Raw genomic sequence first — 21,147 nt, forward strand, 5'->3', positions numbered from 1 at the left:
GGTCATGAGCGCAGACCAGATGTCGATCGGCGAGATGCTGTCCGCCACCGTGCCCATGGCCCGGACCCTGCACCTCGAGTTCCTGGAGACCACGCCGGACAAGGCCGTGGTGTCCCTGCCGGACCAGGGCGAGTACCACAACCACGTGGGCGGCCCGCACGCCGGCGCCATGTTCACGCTCGGCGAGACCGCCAGCGGCTCCATCGTCCTCGCCGCGTTCGGGGACCAGCTCTCGCGAGCCGTGCCGCTCGCCGTCAAGGCCGAGATCGCGTACAAGAAGCTCGCGATGGGGGCCGTCACCGCCACCGCGACCCTGGGCCGCCCCGCCGCCGACGTGGTCGCCGAGCTGGACGCGGGGGAGCGCCCCGAGTTCCCGGTGACGATCGAGATCCGCCGTGCCGACGGGGCGGTGACCGGTGAGATGACCGTGGTCTGGACCCTGCGTCCCAACGGCTGAGCCACGCGTTCCTGGCACGGCCCCGGCCGCCGGTCGGGGCCCTGGTGTGTGATCAGGCCGCGAACCGCCGGTGTCCGGTTCCGCCGTTCTCGGCCGCCGCGACGAACTCCTTGAGCCAGGCGAGGAATTCGGGCCCCAGATAGGGCCGGTCGAAGGCCGGCCGGACCACCGTGCGCAGATAGTCCGCCTTGTCGCCGGTGTCGTAGCGCAGTCCCTCGAAGACGACCCCGTGCACCGTGCCGCCCACGGCGAGTTCCTGGAGGGCGTCGGTCAGTTGGATCTCGCCGCCGCGGCCGGGCGGGGTGCGCTCCAGGGCGGCGAAGACCGCGGGGTCGAGGACATGGCGGCCGATGACCGCGTAGGTGCGGGGCGCGTTCTCGGGCGACGGCTTCTCCACGAGCCCGGTCACGCGGACGACGTCGTCATCGCCCGTCCTTTCCACGGCCGCGCAGCCGTGGAGAGGGATCTGTTCGCGGGCCACCTCCATCAGCGCGACGACGCTCCCGCCGTGCGCGTCGCGGACGTCGAGCATCCGGCTGAGCAGTGTCTCGCGCGGGTCGATGAGGTCGTCGCCGAGCAGGACGCCGAACGGCTCGGCGCCGACGTGCCGACGGGCGCACAGCACCGCGTGGCCGAGGCCGAGGGGTTCGCCCTGGCGGATGTGGTGGATGCCGGCGAGGCGGGCCGGGTCGCGCACGGCGTCGAGGCGGACCGTGTCGCCCTTCGCCGCGAGGGCCTGCTCCAGTTCGAAGGCGTGGTCGAAGTGGTCCTCGATGGCCCGCTTGTGGCGACCGGTGATCATCAACACGTCGTCGAGACCGGCCGCGGCCGCCTCCTCCACGACGTACTGGATGGCCGGCTTGTCGACGACCGGCAGCATCTCCTTCGGCGTCGCCTTGGTCGCGGGCGGGAAGCGCGTGTGGGGGACGATCATGCGGCCCATGCCGACCGACGGGAATGAGAGCTTCCAGGGAGAAGGCTGGGAGCGTGCTGTGTGTCGGGCCCGGGGCGGCGGAAGTTGGAGATTTCGTGTGCCAACTGTCTTTGGTCGCACACAACTTGGCGTCGGCCGGTTCGGGGCTTCGAATGCGGGTGCGGATACCGCCGGTAACTTATCTGAATTCACTGCGTTTTGAACCTTGGTCACTCGAACTTCTTGTTTCCTGTGATTCACGTGTGCGAAAGTGACCGCCCCGAATGACCGCACCGTACCTGACGCGACATAGGTATGCACCAATCACGCACCTGCTTTCCGGCGGACGCGCAATAGCCATGCCGTCCTGCGGCTTGGAAGGAAATGGTTCAGTGCAATCCCCATACCCCCCAAGGCCCCCCTATCCGCCGCGCCCCGGAGCGACTCCGGGGGAGACCGACCGAAATCTCGTCGCCCAATTGGGCGATGCCGAGGGCGGTGACCGCGCCGTCGCACTGCTGATGGCCCGGCACTGGCGGGCCACCCATGACTACGCCGTCATTTGTCTGGCCTCCTCGTCCGGTTCGGCGGAGCTGGTGGCCGCCGCGGCGTTCCACCGGGTGCTCGGACGGGCGGGCGGGGGCGCGGTGCGGCCCCAACTCCTGGCCGCCGTACGGGACACGGTGAAGGAGTGGGCCGCCCAGGACCGCATTTCCGCGGCGCTGCCGGAGCTGGGCAAAACGACCGGCGGCCGCGGACTGCGCGCCGCACGGGGCGCCACCCCCGAAAGGCGACAGCTCGCCGAGCGCGCATTCCAGGCCCTTCCGGGTGCCTCGCAATGCCTGTTGTGGCATGTCGAGGTCGAGGCCGAGCACATATCCGTACCGGCCGGTCTGCTGGGGATCGACATCCCCCAGGCGGCGGACGGGCTGGAACGGGCGCGCGACCAATTCCGGGAAGGCTGTGTACGAGCCCACCGGGAACTCGCGCCCTCCAAGGGCTGCGGTTTCTACAACCGCCTCCTCGACGTCCCGATTCGCCGTGGCGGCGCTCTGCTCCCCGATGTCCAGCAGCATCTGATGGAGTGCCGCCACTGCCGGCACGCCGCCGAACAGCTCAGCCATTTCGACGGCGGCCTCGAGGCGCTGCTCGCCGAGACCGTGCTCGGCTGGGGCGCCCGGCGCTATATCGACTCCCGGCCCGGCCGCGGCGGTTCGAGCCAGGCGCCGACCGTGCGTCCGCGCGGCGGCCGGCACCGGCCCACACGTGGCGCCGCACCGAGACGGCACACCAAGGCGGTGATGGTCGTGGGCCTGACCTCCTTCGCCCTGCTCGCGACCGTCCTCGTCACCAAGGGCTGGTCCGATGACAACGGTGTCCCCGACCCCGGCGTCACCTGGGGCGCACCCAGCGGCAACGACGTCGTGCCCAGCCCCGACTCGGCGCCCTCGTCCGACGGTTCCCCGTCGGCCGCCTCCGCGAGCGACCCCGTGGAGATCGGCCAGGGCAGACTCCGCAGCCGCGCCGCCGATCTCTGCCTCGACATCCGTGGGAACAAGGCCGAGGCGGGCTCCGCGACGGTGCTCGCGGCCTGCTCCTCGGCGCTGTCGCAGCAGTGGTCGTACCAGGACGACGGTCTGCTGCGCAGCCTCGCCGATCCCGCACTCTGCCTCGGCGCCGACACCGACAAGGGTTCGGTCGCCCTCGCCGGATGCCTGGTGCACGCCGGTGAGATTCAGTACGACCTCACCGTCCGCGGTGAACTCCTGCTCCGCTGGAGCAAGGGATTGGTCGTCGCACCCGACAAGGATCTCGATGTCGTAGTGGTCGAGCGCGACGGCTCCGCGGACCAGGGATGGCTGTTCGAGACGGCGGACAGACCCACCGCGGAGACGCGGAAGAAGGACGGGACGGAAGAGAAGGAAGACAAGACGGAGAAGACGGAGAAGGGTGGGACGAAGGAGAAGGGCGAGGATCGCCGACTCCCGGGCACCACCTCGCCGTCACCCACCGCCGCGCCGGTGCGCCCCGAGGAGCCCGACGACCACGCTCCGGGCGAGGCGGGGGAGTACGAGCCACGCGCGGCCCAGGTCGACCACCGGGACGAACCCGAGGACCCGGGCGTCCTCCAGGACGTGCCGGTCGCGGGAACCGTCGTCACCGCGGTCGGAACCCTCCTTCACTGACCCGGGGGCCGCCTCGTCGAGGCGGCCCCTTCTTCGGTTCTTGTCGGCATCCGGCCGCTTCTCGTTCACCTCATTGACACGAGTCACCGACGGTCATAGTTTTCCCGCCGCGCCCCTGGCGTTTCTCACCGGATGTGTTCACAAAGTCGTGCCCGCACACCGAAGGAGTGACGGCTCATGACCGGCACCGTCTCCAGGCGATCGGCCCCGCGTCAGCTGGGCGGGGTGATCACCGCCGCCCTGACGGCACTCGCGGCCGCGCTCATCGCGCCCGCACCCGCTCAGGCGGTCGGCTCGTCCGACCCCGTCGTCCGTACCCAAGCAGGTCTGGTACGGGGTGAAGTCACCGCCGAGGGACGGCAGTTCCTCGGCATCCCGTACGCCGAGCCGCCCGTCGGCGCGCTCCGCTGGAAGGAACCGAGAGCGGTCCGGCCGTGGCAGGGGGTGCGTACCGCACAGGACTTCGGCAACAAGTGTGTCCAGGCGACGAGTTGGGACCCGGGGTACGAGCAGCCCTCGCACACCGAGGACTGCCTCGACCTCAATGTGTACGTCCCCGAAGGCGCGGGACACCGCTCGGTCATGGTCTGGTTCCACGGCGGCGGGCTCACCGCAGGGGCCGGACAGGACATCGTCCCCGACACCTTCGCCCGGCAGACCGGCGCGGTCGTGGTCACCGTCAACTACCGCCTGGGAGCGATGGGTTTCCTCGCCACCACAGGTCTCGACGACGAGGCCCGCGACGGGGTCTCCGGCAACTTCGGCATGCTCGACCAGCAGGCGGCGCTGCGCTGGGTGCGCGCCAACATCGGCCGCTTCGGGGGCGACCCGGGCCGGGTCACCATCGCCGGTGAGTCCGCCGGCGGCCGCTCGGTCTGTACCCAGCTTGCCTCACCCACGGCGAAGGGGCTGTTCCGGGCGGGCATCATCGAGAGCGGGGCGTACGACGACTGTGCCGCCCGGACGCGGGAGACGGCCGTGAGCCAGGGGGCCGCGTTCGCGCGGCAGCTCGGGTGCGAGACGGGCGCCTGTCTGCGCGGCAAGTCCGCCGCCGAAGTCCTCGCCGCTCAGGGGGAGTTCGACTGGGGACCGGTGGCCGGTGGACGCTTCCTGCCCACCCAGCCGTCGGACGCCTTCGCCCAGGGCGCCGCCGCCGGGGTATCGGTGATGAACGGGGCGAACCAGGACGAGGGCCGGCTCTTCGCCTTCGCCCGCTTCGACCTCGGCGGGACCCCCCTCACGGTCGAGCGGTATCCGACGGTCATGCGGGAGGAATTCGGCGAGGAGGCACTCCGGCACTACCCGGTCACGGCCTACCCGACGCCGACGATCGGCTATGCCACGGCCCTCGGCGACGCACTCTTCGCGTGCAGCGCGCTACGACTCGACGGCGTGCTCGCCGGGCGCGGGCCGGTCTACGGGTACGAGTTCGCCGACCGCACCTCCCCGCCGTTCGCCTCACTGCGCAACCTGGGAACCGACTTCGACTTCGGGGCGACCCATGTCAACGAGTTGCAGTACCTCTTCAAGCACTTCGGCCTCCGGTCCCCGCTGAACAGCGAGCAGAAGGTGCTGGCGCGGCAGATGGTCCAGTACTGGGGAACCTTCATCCGCGGTGGGGTGCCGCGGGCGGACGGACAGCCCTCGATGCCCGGCGGGACGGGGACGGTGCTCTCGCTGCGGACCGTCTCCGCCGGAGGTAACGCCTTGAGCGCGACCGTGCACCGTGAGCACCGGTGCAACCTGTGGGACTCCGCCACCGTCACACTCAACGGGTAGGCTGCCCCGGCGCACGCTCGCGAGGAGCGTGCGCCGGAAACACAGGACAACGGGAGGAACCGGCCGTGCACGTCCAGGAATGGCTCGAGACCGTACCCGCGGTCAGCATCTATCTGCTGGTGGGCCTGGTCATCGGTCTGGAGAGCCTGGGCATTCCGCTGCCGGGCGAGATCATCCTCGTCTCGTCCGCGCTGCTTGCTTCCCAGCACGGTGAGATCGACCCGTTCATCCTCGGCGCCTGCGCCAGCGCGGGAGCGATCATCGGCGACTCGATCGGTTACGCGATCGGCCGCAAGGGTGGCCGGCCGCTGCTGGCCTGGCTGGGCAGGAAGTTCCCCCGGCACTTCAGCGAGGGGCACATCGCCACGGCCGAGCGGTCCTTTGAGAAGTGGGGCATGTGGGCCGTCTTCTTCGGCCGGTTCGTCGCCCTGCTGCGGATCTTCGCGGGGCCGCTGGCGGGTGTGCTGCGGATGCCGTACTGGAAGTTCCTGATCGCCAACGTTCTCGGTGGGATCCTCTGGGCAGGCGGTACGACGGCCGTCATCTACTACGTGGGCATCGTCGCGGAGTCGTGGCTGAAGCGGTTCTCGTGGCTGGGCCTGGTGCTCGCCGTGCTGATCGGGCTCACCTCGATGCTGGTGCTCAAGCGCAAGGCCGCGAAGGCTCAGGGTGCGGTGCGTGAGGCCGAGACCGTAGGGGCTTCTGACTGACGTCAGGCGCGGGTGGTCTGTGGCCGGTCGCGCCCGCGCGGCGGTAGTCGCACATCGACACAGCCCCGCGACCCTCAGGGCGTCGGTCTAGCCGGGTCTAGCCGTGGATTTCTCCGTGAGCCTTCGCCAGGTCCGAGTACAGGGTGCCGTTGAGCGTCACTCCCTGCTTCTCCTCTTCCGTCAGCTCACGCCTCACCTTCGCCGGTACGCCTGCCACCAGTGACCCCGGCGGCACCTGCATCCCCTGCGGGACCAGTGCCTGTGCCGCCACCAGCGACCCCGCGCCGATCACCGCGCCGTTCAGCACGGTCGCGCCCATCCCGATCAGACAGTCGTCCTCGACCGTCGCCCCGTGCACCACCGCGTTGTGCCCCACCGACACCCGCTCGCCGATCGTCACGGGGAACCCCGGGTCGGCGTGCAGGGTGCAGTTGTCCTGGATGTTGCTCCGCGCGCCGACGGAGATCCGCTCGACGTCGCCGCGGGCCACGGCGCCGTACCAGACGCTCGCCCCCGCCTCCAGCGTCACATCGCCGATCACCGAGGCGGTGGGGGCCACGAAGGCCTCGCCGTCGATCTCCGGTTCCCGGCCGCCGATGCCCGTGATCAACGCCTTGTGCGTCATCGCCTGCTCCTCGTCGTCGCTGACACCGGCACCGTACGCCACGCGCGTGGGGCGAAGATCACAGGCCCGGTCACCCAGCGCCCCACCGCACCGTGAGTACGGTGACCTCGTGCCGAAGAAGAACACGTTCTCATCCTGGTGTCGCAGCCTCGCGCAGCGTGCCGTCCACGCGGGCTGGGCCTGGGTGCAGCGCACGGGTTCCGTGACCGCCGAGCACCCGGGACGGTTCCGCTTCGGCGCGCTGGGCGAGCACTCGCGGCTCGCGTTTCCGCTCGGCACGGTCTTCGGGGAGCCGTGGATCACGCTGGGTTCGCACTGCATCGTCGGTGAGCAGGTGACCCTGACCGCCGGTCTGATGCCCGACCTGGACCTCGGTCCGGAACCGATCCTGCGGATCGGGGACGGTGTCGTCCTCGGCCGCGGCAGTCATGTCATCGCCGACACGACGGTCACCATCGGCAGCGACTGCTACTTCGGGCCCTATGTGTATGTCACGTCCACGAACCACTCCTACGACGATCCCCACGAGCCCATCGGCAAGCAGTGGCCGCGCATGGAGCCGGTGGAGATCGGCCCCGGCTGCTGGATCGGCACCGGCGCCGTGATCCTGCCGGGGGCGCGGATCGGGCGGAACGTCGTCGTGGCGGCCGGGGCGGTGGTGCGCGGTGCGGTGCCCGACCACGCCGTGGTGGCGGGGGCGCCCGCCAGGGTCGTACGGCGATGGACGCCCGAGGACGGCTGGCAGCCGCCGCTTCGGACCCCGGCGCCCCGGCCGATCCCCGAGGGGGTCACGCCGGAGCAGCTCAACGCGCTGGCCGGGCTGGACGAGGAGAGCGCGGCGAAACTCGCCGAGCTGGACTGATCCGGGGACGCTCAGCCGGTCGCCAGCAGCAGTGTGCCCACCAGGGCCAGGCCGGCGCCGGCCGCCTGGACGGCCCGCAGCCGTTCGCTGAGGAAACCGCGTGCGGCGAGGGCGGTCACCACGGGGTAGAGCGAGGCGAGCACCGCGGCCACGGTGACCGGGCCCAGTCCGGCAGCGACCGCGTAGGTGCCGTTCGCCGCGACGTCCGCGAGGCCGACGAAGGCCAGCGCCGGGAACGAGGCCCAGGGGAAACCGCCCGCCGGGAGCGCCGGGGCGCCCTTGCGGACCGAGGCGTACAGGACGGCGCCGCCCACGGCGACGTTCACCACACGCTGCACGAAGAGCGCGAGGAACAGGCCGGTGACCGTGGTGGACGCCTCCGCGATCAGGGCGAACACCGTGCCGAAGCCGAACGCCGCGACCAGGGTGAGCAGGATGGTCCGCCGCTGCACGGGGGCGCCCCGGAGTTGCGGGCCGCCCGCGAGGACGACACCGAGGACGGCGACCCCGATCCCCGCGAACTGCGCCGGACCAGGGCGCTCACCCAGGAAGAGCCCCACGCCGACCGGGACGGCCACGCCGAGGGTGCCGAGCGGGGAGACCACGCCCATCGGGCCCAGGGCGAGCGCCTTGTAGAAGCAGATCAGGCCGACGGGGCCGACGAGTCCGGCGGCGACCGCGAACCACAGCCGCGGCCCGGCCTCGCTCCAGCCGCCGGTGGCGACCACGGTCACGCCGAGCACGACCGCCGCGATCGCCTGTGAGACGACCACCACCGTGAGCGCGGGGATGCGCCGGGCCAGCAGTCCGCCGCCGAAGTCGGCCAGCCCCCACAGGAGGCTGCTGGCCAGGGCGAAGAATGCTGTCACGGGGCGCCTCGCAGTACAGTTCGGTGAACGATCGGGTGCACCTCACCGTAGTTCAGCAGGGTGCACTGTGTCATACAGAATATTGGACGTGATGTGTCGGATCTCGATCTGCTGACCCAGTCCCTGGCGCGCAATGTCAAGCGCTGGCGGACCGAACGCGGCTTCACCCTCGACGCGCTCGCCGCACGCGCCGGAGTCAGCCGCGGCATGCTCATCCAGATCGAACAGGCCCGGACCAATCCGAGCATCGGCACGGTCGTGAAGATCGGCGACGCCCTCGGGGTCAGCGTCACCACCCTGCTCGACTACGAGCAGGGCCCGAAGGTGCGCATCGTCCCGCCCGAGCAGGTCGTCCGGCTGTGGCACACCGACGCGGGCAGCTACAGCAAGCTCCTCGCGGGCACGGAGGCCCCCGGCCCACTGGAGATGTGGGCGTGGAAGCTCATGCCGGGTGAGAGCAGCTCCTCCGATCCGCACCCGGTCGGCACGGTCGAGATCGCCCATGTCACGGCCGGCGAACTGACCCTCACCGTCGACGGTGTCGAGTACCGCGTCCCGGCCGGTTCCAGCGTCACCTTCGAGGCCAACGCCTCGCACACCTACGGCAATCAGGGTGACGTCCCGATGGAACTGCTGCTGGCCATCTCGGTGCCGGCCGCCCCCTGAACGGCTGTTAACGTGCGGCCATGGACGCACCCATCGGACACTTCGACAACGCCCGGCCCGCCCCCGACTGCCTCGACGAGCTGACCGCCCCCGTCGCGGACGCCGTACGCCGCTGGAGCGGCAGCGTCCCCGCCGAGCAGATCGTCTATGTCGAGACCGACCCGCAGTGGGCCGACACGGCCGTCTTCGTGCAGCACTACGGGCAGGAGCTGCTCGAACAGTCCGCGAACTGCGTCGTCGTCGCGGGCAAGCGCGGCGGAGAGTCCCAACTGGCCGCCTGTGTCGTCCTGTCCACCACCCGCGTCGACGTCAACGGCGTGGTGCGCCGCCAACTCGGCTCCCGCAAGGCCTCGTTCGCCTCGATGGACACGGCGACGGGGGAGAGCGGCATGGAGTACGGCGGCATCACCCCGGTGGGACTCCCCGCCGACTGGCCCGTGCTGGTGGACTCGGCCGTCGTCGACCTGCCGTACGTCCTGGTGGGCAGCGGACGACGGCGCGGCAAGCTGCTGGTGCCGGGGAAAGCGTTCGCGGAGCTGCCCGGCGCGGTGGTGCTGGAGGGGCTCGGGATCGCCTGAGTACCCGAGCTCAGGCCGCGGCGTGATGGGCGAGGGTGTGATGCGGGTCGTCCTCGCCCGGCAGCGGTGCGGGGTCGGCGTGCACCAGGGCCGCGGTGAGCCGGGGGACCGCGTGCAGCAGGGCGTGCTCGGCCTCGACGGCCACCGCATGGGACTGACGTACCGTCATGTCGCCGTCGACGACCACCGCGACCTCGGCGCGCAGCCGGTGCCCGATCCAGCGCAGCCGCAGCTCACCGACCTCGCGCACGCCCTCGACCTCCCGCAGGGCATGCTCGGCCCGGTCGACGAGCGCCGGGTCGACGGCGTCCATCACCCGCCGGAACACCTCGCGCGCCGCGTCCCGCAGTACGAGAGCGATGGCGGCGGTGATCGCCAACCCCACGACGGGGTCGGCGAGTTGCCAGCCCAGGGCCGAACCGCCCGCCCCCAGCAGCACGGCCAGTGACGTGAATCCGTCCGTGCGGGCGTGCAGTCCGTCCGCGACGAGCGCGGCCGAGCCGATGTCCCGGCCGACCCGGATCCGGTACCGGGCCACCCACTCGTTGCCCGCGAAGCCGACGAGCGCGGCGACGGCGACCGCCGGGACGTGCTGGACGGGACGCGGGTCGAGGAGCCGCTCGATCGCCGTCCACCCGGCGAACGCCGCCGACGCGGCGATCGTCAGCACGATCGCGATGCCCGCGAGATCCTCCGCCCGCCCGTACCCGTAGGTGAAACGCCGCGTCGCCGCACGTCGGCCGAGCACGAACGCGATCCCCAGCGGCACGGCGGTCAGCGCGTCCGCGGTGTTGTGCACGGTGTCCCCGAGCAGTGCGACCGACCCGGACATCACCACCACGACCGCCTGCGCCGCCGCCGTCACGCCGAGCACCGCGAGCGAGACCCACAGGGCGCGCATGCCGCGCGCCGAGGACTCCAGGGCGGAGTCCAGCTTGTCGGCGCTCTCGTGGGAGTGGGGGGTGAGGAGATGGCCGAGGCGGTGGCGCAGCCCCGCATGCCGGTGATGGTGGTGGTGTCGGTCGCTCACGTCGTTGCCCTTCCGGTGCGCGATGGTGGACGCGGGAAGCCCACGACGTCATTATGTGCGTATGAGCGCACGCATGCACCTATCACCTGCGCATCATGCGCACCCGCGTACTCCCGGCGACGAACAGTTCGCCCTCGCCGCCGAACTCCTCGCCCTCCTCGGCGACCGCACCCGCCTCGCCCTGCTGCACGCGCTGACGACCGGAGAGGCCGATGTCACGACCCTCACGGAAGCCTGCGGAGCGGCGCGTCCCGCGGTCAGCCAGCACCTGGCCCGGTTGCGGCTGGCGGGGCTGGTGACCACACGGAAAGAGGGACGACGGGTGATCTACGCACTGCGGGACGGGCATCTGCGACGGCTGGTGGACGAGGCGCTCAGTGTGGCGGACCACCGGCTCGACGACCGGCCGGTGCACGACTGAGACGGCTCAGTACCCGGACCCCTTGCCCAGGTACTGCTCCGCGAAGGCCGACGCCGCGGACGGCGAGCCGAAGAGGCGGCGCAGACGGGCCAGGGTGGTGCCCGCGCGGTAGGGGTCGCCGGAGGAGGTGCCGTGGTAGATGTCGGAGAGCCACTGGGAGAACTCCTGGTAGTCCCAGACCCGGCCCAGGCATGCGGCCGAGTAGCCGGACAGGCCCGTGCCGTCGCCCTTGCCGAGCTGTGCGACCAGCGCGTCGCCGAGCACGAACGCGTCGTGCAGGGCGAGGTTCATGCCCTTCGCCGCGATGGGCGCCGTGAGATGGGCGGCGTCCCCGGCGAGGAAGAGACGGCCGAACACCATCGGCTCGACGACATAGCTGTGCATGTCGAGGACGCGCTTCTCGATCAGCCGGCCCTCCGTGAGGGGCGGTGCGCCCGCCGCCCCCAGGCGCTCCCGCAGCTCCGACCAGACGCGGTCGTGCGACCAGTTCTCCGGGTCGTCGCCCGGCGGGCACTCCAGGTAGTAGCGGGTCACCTCGGGGCTGCGGGCCATGTGGCCGGCGAAGCCGTTCGGGTGCATGCCGAACACCACGCAGTCGTTGGACGGCGGGGCCTCGGCGAGCAGCGCCAGCCAGCCGATGCCGTAGTCGAAGCGGGAGACGTGCGCGCGCTCCGGCGTCAGTACGGCGCGGGTCGCGCCGCGTGCACCGTCACAGCCCGCGACGAAGTCGCAGCGGATCAGCACCCGTTCGCCCGACTCCGGGTCCGTGTACGACACCGCCGGGCGGTCGGTGTCCAGGTCGTGCAGCTCCACGTCCCGCACGCCGAACCGTATGTCGCCGCCGCGCACGTCGGCGTACTCGCGCACCAGGTCGGTCACCAGCAACTGCTGCGGATAGATCCAGTGGTGATGGCCCGTCAGCTCGGCGTACTCGAACCGGTACCGCTCCCCGCCGAACCGGAACTCGCACTCGGCGTGCCGCTGCGCCCGCTCCAGCAGGCTCACCGCGAGGCCCCGCTCCTCCAGACCGCGTACGGCCCACTCCTCCAGAACCCCGGCCCGCGGCCGCCGCTCGATGAACTCTCGGGTCTCGATCTCCAGGACCACACAGTCGAGGGAGGCGGCCCGCAGAATGTTCCCGATGGTCAGCCCCGCGGGCCCGGCGCCGATGACGACGACCGGACTGCGGTGTACGGCACCGGAGTTGGAGCGGGGGGTGGGGGAAGTCATCCGAGCATTATGTCGCGCGACGGTGACACCGGCGCCTGCAAGGTGCGCCGGCGCGAGGGCGACCGGATCCTGACCGCGACCCGGGGCACCACCGTCGAGCACTGGTCGTCCGTCGAGCGCAAGCCCTTCTACCACTTCCGGCCCGGCCTGCCGCTGCTGACACTGGCCCCGCCGGGCTGCTCGTTCCGCTGCGACCACTGCGTCAACCACCGTGTCTCCCAGTACGGCAGGGACCCCGACAGCCGCGTCGCCCCGCGCGACACGGACCCCGAGGCGCTGGTGCGGAACGCGGTGGAGCGGGGCGGCGGCATCGCCCTGTCGTACTCCGAGCCCTCCCTCGCGGCCGAGCTGACCCTCGAACTCGGCGCGCACGCGCGGACGTCGGGCGTCCCGGTGGTCTGGAAGAGCAACGGCTTCCTCACCCCCGAAGCCGTGGAGCGCGTCGCGCCGGTCCTCGCCGCCGTCAACAACGACCTCAAGGCGGCCGGCGAGGAGGAGCACCGCCGGCTCACGGGCGCGCCGCTCGCCCCGGTCCTGGAGACGATCCTGTCGCTGAAGGACGCCGGGGTGTGGGTGGAGATCAGCACACCGCTGATCCCCGGGACCAGCGCCGAGGACGAACAGCTCGCGAGGATCGCCGAGTTCGTCGCCGGGCTCGGCCCCGACACCCCCTGGCATCTGCTGCGCTTCACCCCGACCTACCGGATGCACCGCCAACGGCCCACCTCACCGGAGCGGTTGGGGCGCGCGATGCGCATCGGACGGGGCGCGGGACTGCGGTACGTGTACGTCGAGCGGGCGCTGAGCCCAGAAGGACGCGCCACCCGATGCCCGGGGTGTACATCAACGCGTGCGGGGGGCAGGGGTGGTCAGGAACTCCGGCCGGTCAGCCGAGCCTGGGGATCTCGATGGCCGGGCAGCGGTCCATGACCATCTCCAGACCGGCTGCCCGGGTGCGCTCGTACGCGGCCTCGTCGATCACTCCGAGCTGGTACCAGACGGCCTTGGCGCCCTTCGTGACGGCCTCGTCGGCGACGGCACCGGCGAGGTCGCTGTTGACGAACACGTCCACGACGTCGACGTCGAAGGGGATCGCCTCCAGCGAGGGGTAGCCCTGCTCGCCGTGGACCGTCTCCGCCTTGGGGTGCACGGGCACGATGCGCTTGCCGTACCGCTGGAGCACGTCCGCGACGCCGTAGGCCGCGCGCCGCTGGTTCGACGACAGGCCCACGATCGCCCAGGTGTCGCCGCTCTCGGTGAGGATCTTGCGGATCGTTGCTGGGTCGCCGTACACGCTCGGCCTCCTTGAAAGTCCTGCCAGGGCTGATGTGCGCGACAACAGCGGACCGGGCACCGGGATTCCCGCGGCTCTCCCGGAGCGCAACGCGGGACACCGCGGACCTTCACCGGAGCACGGGCCGGATCCTCGATCACGCGGACCCGCGCAACCCCGATGGCGACGGAGGCGGCCCGGCACGAGTGTCGGGCCCTGCGGCGCTGTCCCCCCCATCGCCGACCACGGCCTGGTCGGAGACCTCCAGACGGCGGCGACCGGGCGGAGCGCTGAGTCGGCACGTACCGTTCCTCAGGACTCCGCCACCCTGACCGGAATCCGCGCCACCTGACTGCGCACGACCCCGACCCCGCCTACGCTCACTCCGTGCTGCACATCATCGACGCCCGAACCGGCGACCCCGTCCCTGCCCGCCGTGGCCCGACCCGCGTCGAGGCACATGTGCCCGGGTACGACGGCACCGCCCTGCGCGTGCTGCTCGTCGCCGACGTCCTCGCCCGCGCCCTGGAGATCGGGGGCACACCGGTCTGGTCACTGCTCAGCGCCGAACGGGACCGGGCGGAGCTACGGGCGGGCGCCGCGGCCCTCGGCATCCGGCCTTTCGAGGACGGCCGGGACAGCGGCCCGGGCGCGGGCGGGCCGCAGGTCATCCATGTGGTCGCCGAGGGCGGGTCGACACCCGACGGGGTGCGGCTCGCCGTCGCGCCGGTCGCGGGTTCCCCGGAGGACACCGACCCCGGTGTGCTGCGGCTGGCGTTGCTGTCCCACCGCCGTGGCCTGCCCGTACGGCTCGACGCGGCCGCCGTGTCGGAGGCCCACGACACACTCGTATGCTGGCGCCGAGCCGTCGCCGGATGGGCGCGCAATCCGTCGAAGCCGGTCCCCGAGGACGTCCGCGGAGAGCTGCGTACCGCCTGGGAGGACGATCTGGATGTCCCCGGGGTGCTGCGCGTCCTGCGTGGGGTCGAGGCCTCCGACCTCCCGGAGGGCGCCCGCTTCGAGACGTACGCCTACGCCGACCGGCTCCTCGGTCTGGAACTGACCCGCGACCTGGGGACCCTCGCGTGATCGCGCGCGCCGGCGCGGGCCCGCTGCGCCGCCTGGTCGTGCTGCGGCACGCCAAGTCCGCCTGGCCCGAGGGCGTTCCCGACCACCGGCGTCCACTGGCCCCGCGCGGCCGCCGGGACGCACCGCCGCGGGCCGCGCGCTCGTCGAGGCCGACTTCCTGCCCGACCTCGCGCTGTGTTCCACCGCCGTCCGCGCCCGTCAGACCTGGGACCTCGCCTCCGCCCAGTGGGGCACTCCGCCACCCGTCCGGCACGACGAGCGCCTCTACGGTGCCGACGCGGCCGAGCTGCTGGACGTCGTGCACGAGGTGCCCGCCGAGGTCGAGACGCTGCTGCTGGTCGGCCACAACCCCGGTCTGGAGGAGCTCGTACTCGATCTGGCGGGTGACGGCCTGGACGACACCCTGGAACGCGTCCACGTGAAGTTCCCCACCTCCGCCATCGCGGTACTGACCTGGCGCGGCACCGGATGGGAGGCCCTGCTCCCCGGCACGGCACTGCTGACCGCGGTGACGGTGGCCAGGGGCAAGAAGGAGTGACCGAGGCCAAGCGGTACGTCTTCCTCGACCCCGACGGCACCGGAACCGATCAGGGCTGGATGTTCGTGGTCGTCGCGGCGCCGACCGGCGTGGTCTACCGGACCCAGGGCGGAGGTCACGGCTGTGTGCCCTACGAGCAGGAGGGCTATCTGCTCCCTGTGTTCGGGCGGGACCTCGACGACGAGCTGAAGCAGATCTTCGCGCGGGAACTGAAGGGATGCGGTTCGCGCGGCCTGGACTGGTCCGAGGAGCTCCTGGTAAGGCTCAGGAAGGCGGTAGCCGTCCACCTCTACGGCTCCGCCAACCGCGACGACACCTGGCCCAGCCCCCTCGTCCTGGACGAGTCCCGCCTCGCCGAGGCCGACGAGGCCTGGGTCCCGGTCCTCGCCCCCGACGGCCCCGGCTTCCTGGCCTGGGAGAACTCCGACTAGCCGACGCGCACCCCCGGCCGTCGCCCCGGGACGGTCCGCATAAGGTGGCCGGATGCCGGACGAGTACCGCACAGTCGCCCACGCGGGCGTGCACGAGACCGAGGTCAACCGCTCGCGCTTCCTGTGCGCCCTCGCCCCCGCGGCCACGGAGCGGGAGGCGCAGGACTTCATCGCCTCCGTCCGCAAGGAGCACACCGACGCCACCCACAACTGCTTCGCCTACGTCATCGGCGCCGACGCAGCGATCCAGAAGGCGAGCGACGACGGCGAACCAGGCGGCACCGCGGGCGTCCCCATGCTCCAGATGCTGCTGCGCCGCGACATGCGGTACGCCGTCGCCGTCGTCACCCGCTACTACGGCGGCGTCAAGCTCGGCGCGGGCGGTCTCATCCGCGCGTACGGCGGAGCGGTCGGCGAGGCCCTGGACGTCCTCGGCACGATCACCCGCCGCCGCTTCCGACTCGCCACGGTCACCGTCGACCACCAGCGCGCCGGCAAGCTCCAGAACGACCTCCGCTCGACCGGCCGCGAGGTACGCGACGTGCGCTACGCCGAGGCCGTCACGATCGAGATCGGCCTGCCGGACGCGGACGTACCGGCCTTCGAGGCCTGGCTCGCCGACGTCACCGCCGGGACGGCCGGGTTCGAACTGGGTGGAGAGGCCTATGGCGATGCCTGAAAGGCCGGTAACCACCCGTGATGTCAGACCCGGCCGTTAGTCTCGGGGATCATGCGACTGCTGCACACTTCCGACTGGCATCTCGGCCGGGCGTTCCACCGCGTCAACATGCTCGGGGCGCAGGCCGAGTTCATCGGCCATCTCGTCACCACCGTGCGCGAGCGCGGCGTGGACGCCGTGGTCGTGTCGGGAGACGTGTACGACCGGGCGGTGCCGCCACTCGCCGCGGTCGAGCTGTTCGACGACGCCCTGCACCGGCTGGCCGACCTCGGTGTGCCCACGGTGATGATCTCCGGGAACCACGACTCCGCCCGTCGACTGGGCGTGGGCGCAGGCCTCATCGACCGCGCGGGCATCCATCTGCGGACCGAGCCCGCGGCATGCGGGACACCGGTGGTGCTCGCGGACGCCCATGGGGACGTGGCCTTCTACGGGCTGCCGTATCTGGAACCCGCCCTGGTGAAGGACGAGTTCGGTGTGGACAAGGCCGGTCACGAGGCCGTGCTCGCCGCCGCCATGGACCGCGTCCGCGCCGACCTCGCCGCACGCGCGCAGGGACAGAGCAAGACGCGGTCCGTCGTCCTCGCCCACGCCTTCGTCACCGGCGGTGAGGCCAGCGACAGCGAGCGGGACATCACGGTCGGCGGAGTGGCCGCCGTGCCGGCCGGCGTCTTCGACGGCGTCGACTACGCGGCGCTGGGACATCTGCACGGCTGCCAGACCATCACCGAGCGCGTGCGCTACTCCGGCTCCCCGCTGCCGTACTCCTTCTCGGAGGCCGGCCACCGCAAGAGCATGTGGCTGGTCGACCTGGACGCCGAGGGCGCGGTGAGCGCCGAGCGCATCGACTGCCCGGTGCCCCGCGCGCTGGCCCGCATCCGCGGAACGCTGGAGGATCTGCTCGCCGACCCGGAGCTCACACGCCACGAGGAGGCGTGGGTCGAGGCGACCCTCACCGACGCGGTCCGCCCCGCCGACCCGATGGCCCGTCTCACCGAGCGCTTCCCGCACACCCTCAGCCTCGCCTTCGATCCCGAGCGGGCCCCGGACGACCCCGACGTGTCCTACGCCCAGCGGCTCGCGGACCGCAGCGACCAGGAGATCGCCGAGGACTTCGTTGCCCATGTGCGCGGTGCGGGGCCCGACGAACACGAACAGGGTGTGCTGCGGGACGCGTTCGACGCGGTCCGGGCGGACGAGACGGTACGGGAGGTGGCGCGGTGACGCCCCGCGCGACGCAGACAGGGGAGGGCGCCCGGTGAGGCTGCACCGTCTGGACATCACCGCGTTCGGGCCCTTCGGCGGCTCCCAGAGCGTGGACTTCGACGCACTGTCGACGGCCGGTCTCTTCCTGCTGCACGGACCGACCGGCGCGGGCAAGACCTCCGTCCTCGACGCCGTCTGCTACGCGCTCTACGGCTCCGTCCCGGGCGCCCGCCAGTCCGGCCAGGGCATGACCCTGCGCAGCGACCACGCCGCTGCCGCCACCCGCACCGAGGTCCGCCTCGAACTGACCGTCGCCGGACGCAGGTTGGAGATCACCCGGCAGCCGCCGTGGGAGCGTCCCAAGAAGCGCGGTTCGGGCAGCACCCTGGACAAGGCCCAGAGCTGGCTGCGCGAGTACGACGCCCAGGCCCGTACCTGGAAGGACCTCAGCCGCTCCCACCAGGAGATCGGCGAGGAGATCACCCAGCTGCTCGGCATGAGCCGCGAGCAGTTCTGCCAGGTCGTGCTGTTGCCCCAGGGCGACTTCGCCCGCTTCCTGCGCGCCGACGCCGAGGCGCGCGGCCGGCTGTTGGGCCGGCTCTTCGACACCCACCGCTTCGCCGAGGTCGAGAAGCGCCTCGCCGAACGCCGCCGTGCCACCGAGACCCAGGTACGCGACGGCGACACCGAACTCCTCGCCGACGCCCACCGTATGCAGCAGGCGGCCGGTGACGCCATGCGGCTCCCCGACGCCGCACCGGGCGAACCGGGCCTCGCCGACGCCGTTATGAGCGCCGCCGCGATCGCCCGCAGCACCGCCCGTGAACAGCTGACCATCGCCCACAGCCGTCTCACGGCCGCCGAGTCGGCCCAGGCCGCCGCCGAACGCACACTGGCCGACGTACGCGAACTGGCGCGGCTGCAACAGCGGTTCGCACAGGCGCGGGACCGGGCCGCCCTGATGGCGGAGCGCTCCGACGGCTACCGGCAGGCACAGGCCCGCATGGAGCGGGCCCGCAAGGCGGAGGCCGTGGCGCCCGCGCTGGAGCTGCGGGAGGCCGCAGACGCCGAGCACGGCAGAGCGGACGTCGCACAGGCACGTGCGCGTGCCCTGCTGCCGGAGACCTTCGCGGGCGCCGGTGCGGCCGGGCTCGCGGCCGCCGCCCGCCGGGCGGCGGAGGAGCTGGGCGGGCTGGAGTCGGCGCGGCGCGGCGAGCAGCGGCTGGCGGAACTCGTCGCCGAGCGGGCGGGGCTGGACCGTCAGGAGCGTGCGGACGAGGACGTTCTCCAGGAGGCGGAGGCGTGGCTCGTCGGGTGGGAGACGATCCGCGCCGGGCTCCAGTCCCGGATCGACTCCGCGCAGGAGGCCGCGACGCGGGCCGAGCAGCTCGGAGTGCAGCGCGAGCCCGCGCAGAAGCGGCTCAACGCCGCACGGATGCGGGATCAGTTGGCCGGCGACACGGACACCATCGCCGATCGCCTCCGCGTCGCCCAGGAGGAGGCGCTCGCGGCCAAGGCGCACTGGCTCGACGTCAAGGAACAGCGCCTGAACGGCATCGCCGCCGAGCTCGCCGCGCAGCTCGCGGACGGTGAGCCCTGTGCCGTCTGCGGTTCGGCCGACCACCCGGCCCCGGCCCGCAAGGACGCCGGGCACGTCGACCGGGAGGCCGAGGAGCGCGCGCTGGCCGCCTACCAGCAGGCGGACGAACGGCTCGTCGAGCAGGAACGGCGCCTGGGCACCGTACGCGAGGCGCTGGCCGCCGCCACGGCGGAGGCAGGGGACACCCCCACCGGGCAACTCGCCTCAACGTTCGAGGAGTTGGAGCGGCTGTACGCCCAGGCTCACCGGGACGCCTCGGACCTGCACCCCGCGCGCGAGGAGCTCCGCCGTGCCGAGGCCGAGCACGAGCAGCGGACCACCGCACGGCAGCAGGCCGAGGTCCGGGCGGCCTCGCGGGTGGGGCACCGGGAGCGGTTGGACCAGGAACGGGCCCTGCTGGAGGCGGAGTTGACCCAGGCGCGCGGCCCCGCCGACAGTGTGACCGCGCGGGCCGCGCAGCTGGAGCGGCAGACCGCCCTGCTCACCGACGCCGCCGACGCCGCCCGCGCCGCCGAGGACACCGCCCAGCGACTCAAGGACGCCGACGCCCGGCTCGCCGACGCCGCCTTCCGGGCCGGCTTCGACACACCGCAAGCGGCGGCGGAAGCCCTTCTCGACGACGCCGCCCACCGCGAACTTCAACGGCGGCTCGACGCCTGGCAGTCCGAGGAGGCCGCCGTGCGGGCCGTCCTCGCCGAACCCGAGACCGCGGATGCCGCCCGGCAGCCGTCTGCCGACCTCGCGTCGGCAGAGCGGGGAGCCGCTTCTGCGGCCCAGCGGGTGCGCGACGCCGCCTCCGCGCGCGACGCCGCGGCCCGGCGCTGCGCCGACCTGGACCGGCTCTCCACGCGCGCGGCCGGCTCAGTCCGCCGACTCGCCCCGCTGCGCGAGGAGTACGACCGCGTCGCCCGCCTCGCCTCCCTCGCGGCGGGGACCTCGGCGGACAACGAGCGCAAGATGCGGCTGGAGTCGTACGTCCTGGCGGCCCGCCTGGAGCAGGTCGCCGCCGCCGCGAGCGTGCGGCTGCTGCGGATGTCCTCCGGTCGCTACACCCTCGTCCACTCCGACGACCGGGCGGGGCGCGGCCGCAGCGGGCTCGGGCTGCATGTCGTCGACGCCTGGACCGGCCGTGAGCGGGACACCGCCACGCTCTCCGGCGGCGAGACGTTCTTCGCCTCGCTCGCCCTCGCCCTCGGGCTCGCGGACGTCGTCACCGACGAGGCCGGCGGGGTCCGCCTGGACACCCTCTTCATCGACGAGGGGTTCGGCAGCCTCGACGACCAGACCCTCGACGAGGTCCTCGACGTCCTCGACTCCCTGCGTGAACGCGACCGCAGCGTCGGCATCGTGAGCCATGTCGCGGATCTGCGGCGCCGTATCCACGCACAGCTGGAGGTCGTGAAGGGGCGGGCCGGGTCGGCGCTGCGCCAGCGCGGCACGGAGTGAGTCAGCGGCCCAGCGGGCGGCGGGGGAGCGGCGAGGAGTAGACGACGCTCGTGGTCACCGAGCCCAGCGAGCCGATCTTGCCCGACACTTCCTCCAGGTGCCGCATCGACCGGGCGGCGACCTTGATGACGAAGCAGTCGTCACCCGTGACGTGGTGCGCCTCCAGGATCTCCGGCGTCACCTCGACGAGGTCGTGGAACGGCTTGTAGTTGCCGTTCGGGTACCGCAGCCGCACGAACGCCAGGATGGGCAGCCCCAGCAGGTCCGGGTCGACCACCGCGGAGTACCCCTGGATCACCCCCGCCTCCTCCAGCCGGCGCACCCGCTCGGTCACCGCGCTCGGGGACATGGAGACGGCACGGGCGAGCTCGGCGAAGCTGGCCCGGCCCTCCCGCTGGAGGACATCGAGAATGCGCCAGTCGGTGGCGTCCGGGGAAAACGCGGTCATGCCCGAGAGATAGCAGGGGAATCACCGGCGGATCAAGCCGGAGGCCGGGGATCGACACTTCTGAATCGTGATCACCGGCCGTAGATTTCTGGTCGTGGAGAGTCGTGGACA

The 21,147-nt window shown here is 72.1% G+C and carries 21 protein-coding genes and 1 pseudogene; 15 read left to right on the top strand and 7 right to left on the bottom strand.

Features of this window, described 5'->3' with window-relative positions; all coding sequences use genetic code 11:
* Positions 1-4: 4 nt before the first annotated feature.
* A complete protein-coding gene (locus QF037_RS39235) occupies positions 5-457 on the top strand; it encodes a DUF4442 domain-containing protein (RefSeq protein WP_307033615.1) in 453 nt (150 codons plus the stop codon).
* Between the two features lie 52 nt (positions 458-509).
* On the opposite strand, the gene QF037_RS39240 is transcribed toward QF037_RS39235, so the two are convergent.
* Positions 510-1,391, bottom strand: a complete 882-nt coding sequence (locus QF037_RS39240) for a UTP--glucose-1-phosphate uridylyltransferase (RefSeq protein ID WP_307033617.1) — start codon at positions 1,389-1,391, stop codon at positions 510-512.
* Positions 1,392-1,849: 458 nt separating this feature from the next.
* Between QF037_RS39240 and QF037_RS39245 the strand changes: the two genes are divergently transcribed.
* The 3 genes from QF037_RS39245 to QF037_RS39255 all read left to right on the top strand — a co-directional run bounded on the left by QF037_RS39245 (position 1,850) and on the right by QF037_RS39255 (position 6,045).
* The gene (locus tag QF037_RS39245; protein ID WP_373463867.1) at positions 1,850-3,556 is read left to right on the top strand and encodes an RICIN domain-containing protein; all 1,707 of its coding nucleotides are present in this window, start codon (positions 1,850-1,852) and stop codon (positions 3,554-3,556) included.
* Positions 3,557-3,733: 177 nt separating this feature from the next.
* Positions 3,734-5,335: a carboxylesterase/lipase family protein gene (locus QF037_RS39250; RefSeq protein WP_307033621.1), complete on the top strand. Its 1,602-nt coding sequence runs from the start codon at positions 3,734-3,736 to the stop codon at positions 5,333-5,335.
* Between the two features lie 65 nt (positions 5,336-5,400).
* Positions 5,401-6,045: a DedA family protein gene (locus QF037_RS39255; RefSeq protein ID WP_307033624.1), complete on the top strand. Its 645-nt coding sequence runs from the start codon at positions 5,401-5,403 to the stop codon at positions 6,043-6,045.
* Positions 6,046-6,142: 97 nt separating this feature from the next.
* On the opposite strand, the gene QF037_RS39260 is transcribed toward QF037_RS39255, so the two are convergent.
* Positions 6,143-6,670: a gamma carbonic anhydrase family protein gene (locus QF037_RS39260; RefSeq protein WP_307037591.1), complete on the bottom strand. Its 528-nt coding sequence runs from the start codon at positions 6,668-6,670 to the stop codon at positions 6,143-6,145.
* 109 nt (positions 6,671-6,779) lie between these two features.
* Here QF037_RS39260 and QF037_RS39265 point away from each other — a divergent pair, with 109 nt between their 5' ends.
* Positions 6,780-7,532: an acyltransferase gene (locus QF037_RS39265; RefSeq protein ID WP_307033626.1), complete on the top strand. Its 753-nt coding sequence runs from the start codon at positions 6,780-6,782 to the stop codon at positions 7,530-7,532.
* Positions 7,533-7,543: 11 nt separating this feature from the next.
* On the opposite strand, the gene QF037_RS39270 is transcribed toward QF037_RS39265, so the two are convergent.
* Complete coding sequence (locus tag QF037_RS39270; protein ID WP_307033628.1) at positions 7,544-8,401, bottom strand: EamA family transporter; 858 nt, start codon at positions 8,399-8,401, stop codon at positions 7,544-7,546.
* 93 nt (positions 8,402-8,494) lie between these two features.
* Here QF037_RS39270 and QF037_RS39275 point away from each other — a divergent pair, with 93 nt between their 5' ends.
* On the top strand, positions 8,495-9,067 hold the full coding sequence (locus QF037_RS39275; protein WP_307033630.1) for a helix-turn-helix domain-containing protein: 573 nt from the start codon (positions 8,495-8,497) through the stop codon (positions 9,065-9,067).
* Between the two features lie 20 nt (positions 9,068-9,087).
* Positions 9,088-9,645 (top strand): YbaK/EbsC family protein, encoded by a 558-nt coding sequence (locus QF037_RS39280; RefSeq protein ID WP_307033633.1) that lies wholly within the window; start codon positions 9,088-9,090, stop codon positions 9,643-9,645.
* 10 nt (positions 9,646-9,655) lie between these two features.
* Here the strand turns inward: QF037_RS39280 and QF037_RS39285 are convergent, their stop codons facing one another.
* A complete protein-coding gene (locus tag QF037_RS39285) occupies positions 9,656-10,675 on the bottom strand; it encodes a cation diffusion facilitator family transporter (protein WP_307033635.1) in 1,020 nt (339 codons plus the stop codon).
* Between the two features lie 61 nt (positions 10,676-10,736).
* Here QF037_RS39285 and QF037_RS39290 point away from each other — a divergent pair, with 61 nt between their 5' ends.
* On the top strand, positions 10,737-11,096 hold the full coding sequence (locus QF037_RS39290) for an ArsR/SmtB family transcription factor (protein WP_307033637.1): 360 nt from the start codon (positions 10,737-10,739) through the stop codon (positions 11,094-11,096).
* Positions 11,097-11,102: 6 nt separating this feature from the next.
* Here QF037_RS39290 and QF037_RS39295 read toward each other — a convergent pair whose 3' ends face one another.
* Positions 11,103-12,326, bottom strand: a complete 1,224-nt coding sequence (locus QF037_RS39295; RefSeq protein ID WP_307033639.1) for a 4-hydroxybenzoate 3-monooxygenase — start codon at positions 12,324-12,326, stop codon at positions 11,103-11,105.
* 9 nt (positions 12,327-12,335) lie between these two features.
* Between QF037_RS39295 and QF037_RS39300 the strand changes: the two genes are divergently transcribed.
* On the top strand, positions 12,336-13,256 hold the full coding sequence (locus tag QF037_RS39300) for a radical SAM protein (RefSeq protein ID WP_307033641.1): 921 nt from the start codon (positions 12,336-12,338) through the stop codon (positions 13,254-13,256).
* Here QF037_RS39300 and QF037_RS39305 read toward each other — a convergent pair.
* A complete protein-coding gene (locus QF037_RS39305) occupies positions 13,213-13,620 on the bottom strand; it encodes a CoA-binding protein (protein WP_307033642.1) in 408 nt (135 codons plus the stop codon). The genes QF037_RS39300 and QF037_RS39305 overlap by 44 nt on opposite strands.
* 366 nt (positions 13,621-13,986) lie before the next feature.
* Here QF037_RS39305 and QF037_RS39310 point away from each other — a divergent pair, with 366 nt between their 5' ends.
* From QF037_RS39310 to QF037_RS39335, 6 genes and pseudogenes are all read left to right on the top strand, one after another.
* Positions 13,987-14,688, top strand: coding sequence for a hypothetical protein (locus tag QF037_RS39310; RefSeq protein WP_307033644.1), 702 nt, complete (start codon positions 13,987-13,989; stop codon positions 14,686-14,688).
* A pseudogene (locus tag QF037_RS39315) lies at positions 14,685-15,226 on the top strand (SixA phosphatase family protein). Before QF037_RS39310 ends, QF037_RS39315 begins: the two are co-directional and overlap by 4 nt.
* Positions 15,223-15,657 (top strand): DUF6210 family protein, encoded by a 435-nt coding sequence (locus tag QF037_RS39320; RefSeq protein ID WP_307033646.1) that lies wholly within the window; start codon positions 15,223-15,225, stop codon positions 15,655-15,657. The pseudogene QF037_RS39315 and the gene QF037_RS39320 overlap by 4 nt, the downstream one beginning before the upstream one ends.
* Positions 15,658-15,709: 52 nt before the next feature.
* The gene (locus tag QF037_RS39325; protein WP_307033648.1) at positions 15,710-16,336 is read left to right on the top strand and encodes a YigZ family protein; all 627 of its coding nucleotides are present in this window, start codon (positions 15,710-15,712) and stop codon (positions 16,334-16,336) included.
* Between the two features lie 51 nt (positions 16,337-16,387).
* The gene (locus QF037_RS39330) at positions 16,388-17,560 is read left to right on the top strand and encodes an exonuclease SbcCD subunit D (RefSeq protein ID WP_307033650.1); all 1,173 of its coding nucleotides are present in this window, start codon (positions 16,388-16,390) and stop codon (positions 17,558-17,560) included.
* 34 nt (positions 17,561-17,594) lie between these two features.
* Positions 17,595-20,588: an AAA family ATPase gene (locus QF037_RS39335; protein WP_307033652.1), complete on the top strand. Its 2,994-nt coding sequence runs from the start codon at positions 17,595-17,597 to the stop codon at positions 20,586-20,588.
* A 1-nt stretch (position 20,589) separates the two neighbouring features.
* Here QF037_RS39335 and QF037_RS39340 read toward each other — a convergent pair whose 3' ends face one another.
* Positions 20,590-21,036, bottom strand: a complete 447-nt coding sequence (locus QF037_RS39340; RefSeq protein WP_307033654.1) for an Lrp/AsnC family transcriptional regulator — start codon at positions 21,034-21,036, stop codon at positions 20,590-20,592.
* Positions 21,037-21,147: the final 111 nt, after the last annotated feature.

Origin of the sequence: Streptomyces canus, assembly GCF_030815415.1 — a bacterium.
Lineage (GTDB): Bacteria > Actinomycetota > Actinomycetes > Streptomycetales > Streptomycetaceae > Streptomyces > Streptomyces canus_F.

Coding starts and splice junctions, on each gene's coding strand:
- QF037_RS39235 (WP_307033615.1), top strand. CDS start 5: ATGAGCGCAGACCAGATGTCGATCGGCGAGATGCTGTCCGCCACCGTG.
- QF037_RS39240 (WP_307033617.1), bottom strand. CDS start 1,391: ATGATCGTCCCCCACACGCGCTTCCCGCCCGCGACCAAGGCGACGCCG.
- QF037_RS39250 (WP_307033621.1), top strand. CDS start 3,734: ATGACCGGCACCGTCTCCAGGCGATCGGCCCCGCGTCAGCTGGGCGGG.
- QF037_RS39260 (WP_307037591.1), bottom strand. CDS start 6,670: ATGACGCACAAGGCGTTGATCACGGGCATCGGCGGCCGGGAACCGGAG.
- QF037_RS39280 (WP_307033633.1), top strand. CDS start 9,088: ATGGACGCACCCATCGGACACTTCGACAACGCCCGGCCCGCCCCCGAC.
- QF037_RS39290 (WP_307033637.1), top strand. CDS start 10,737: ATGAGCGCACGCATGCACCTATCACCTGCGCATCATGCGCACCCGCGT.
- QF037_RS39295 (WP_307033639.1), bottom strand. CDS start 12,326: ATGACTTCCCCCACCCCCCGCTCCAACTCCGGTGCCGTACACCGCAGT.
- QF037_RS39300 (WP_307033641.1), top strand. CDS start 12,336: ATGTCGCGCGACGGTGACACCGGCGCCTGCAAGGTGCGCCGGCGCGAG.
- QF037_RS39325 (WP_307033648.1), top strand. CDS start 15,710: ATGCCGGACGAGTACCGCACAGTCGCCCACGCGGGCGTGCACGAGACC.
- QF037_RS39330 (WP_307033650.1), top strand. CDS start 16,388: ATGCGACTGCTGCACACTTCCGACTGGCATCTCGGCCGGGCGTTCCAC.
- QF037_RS39340 (WP_307033654.1), bottom strand. CDS start 21,036: ATGACCGCGTTTTCCCCGGACGCCACCGACTGGCGCATTCTCGATGTC.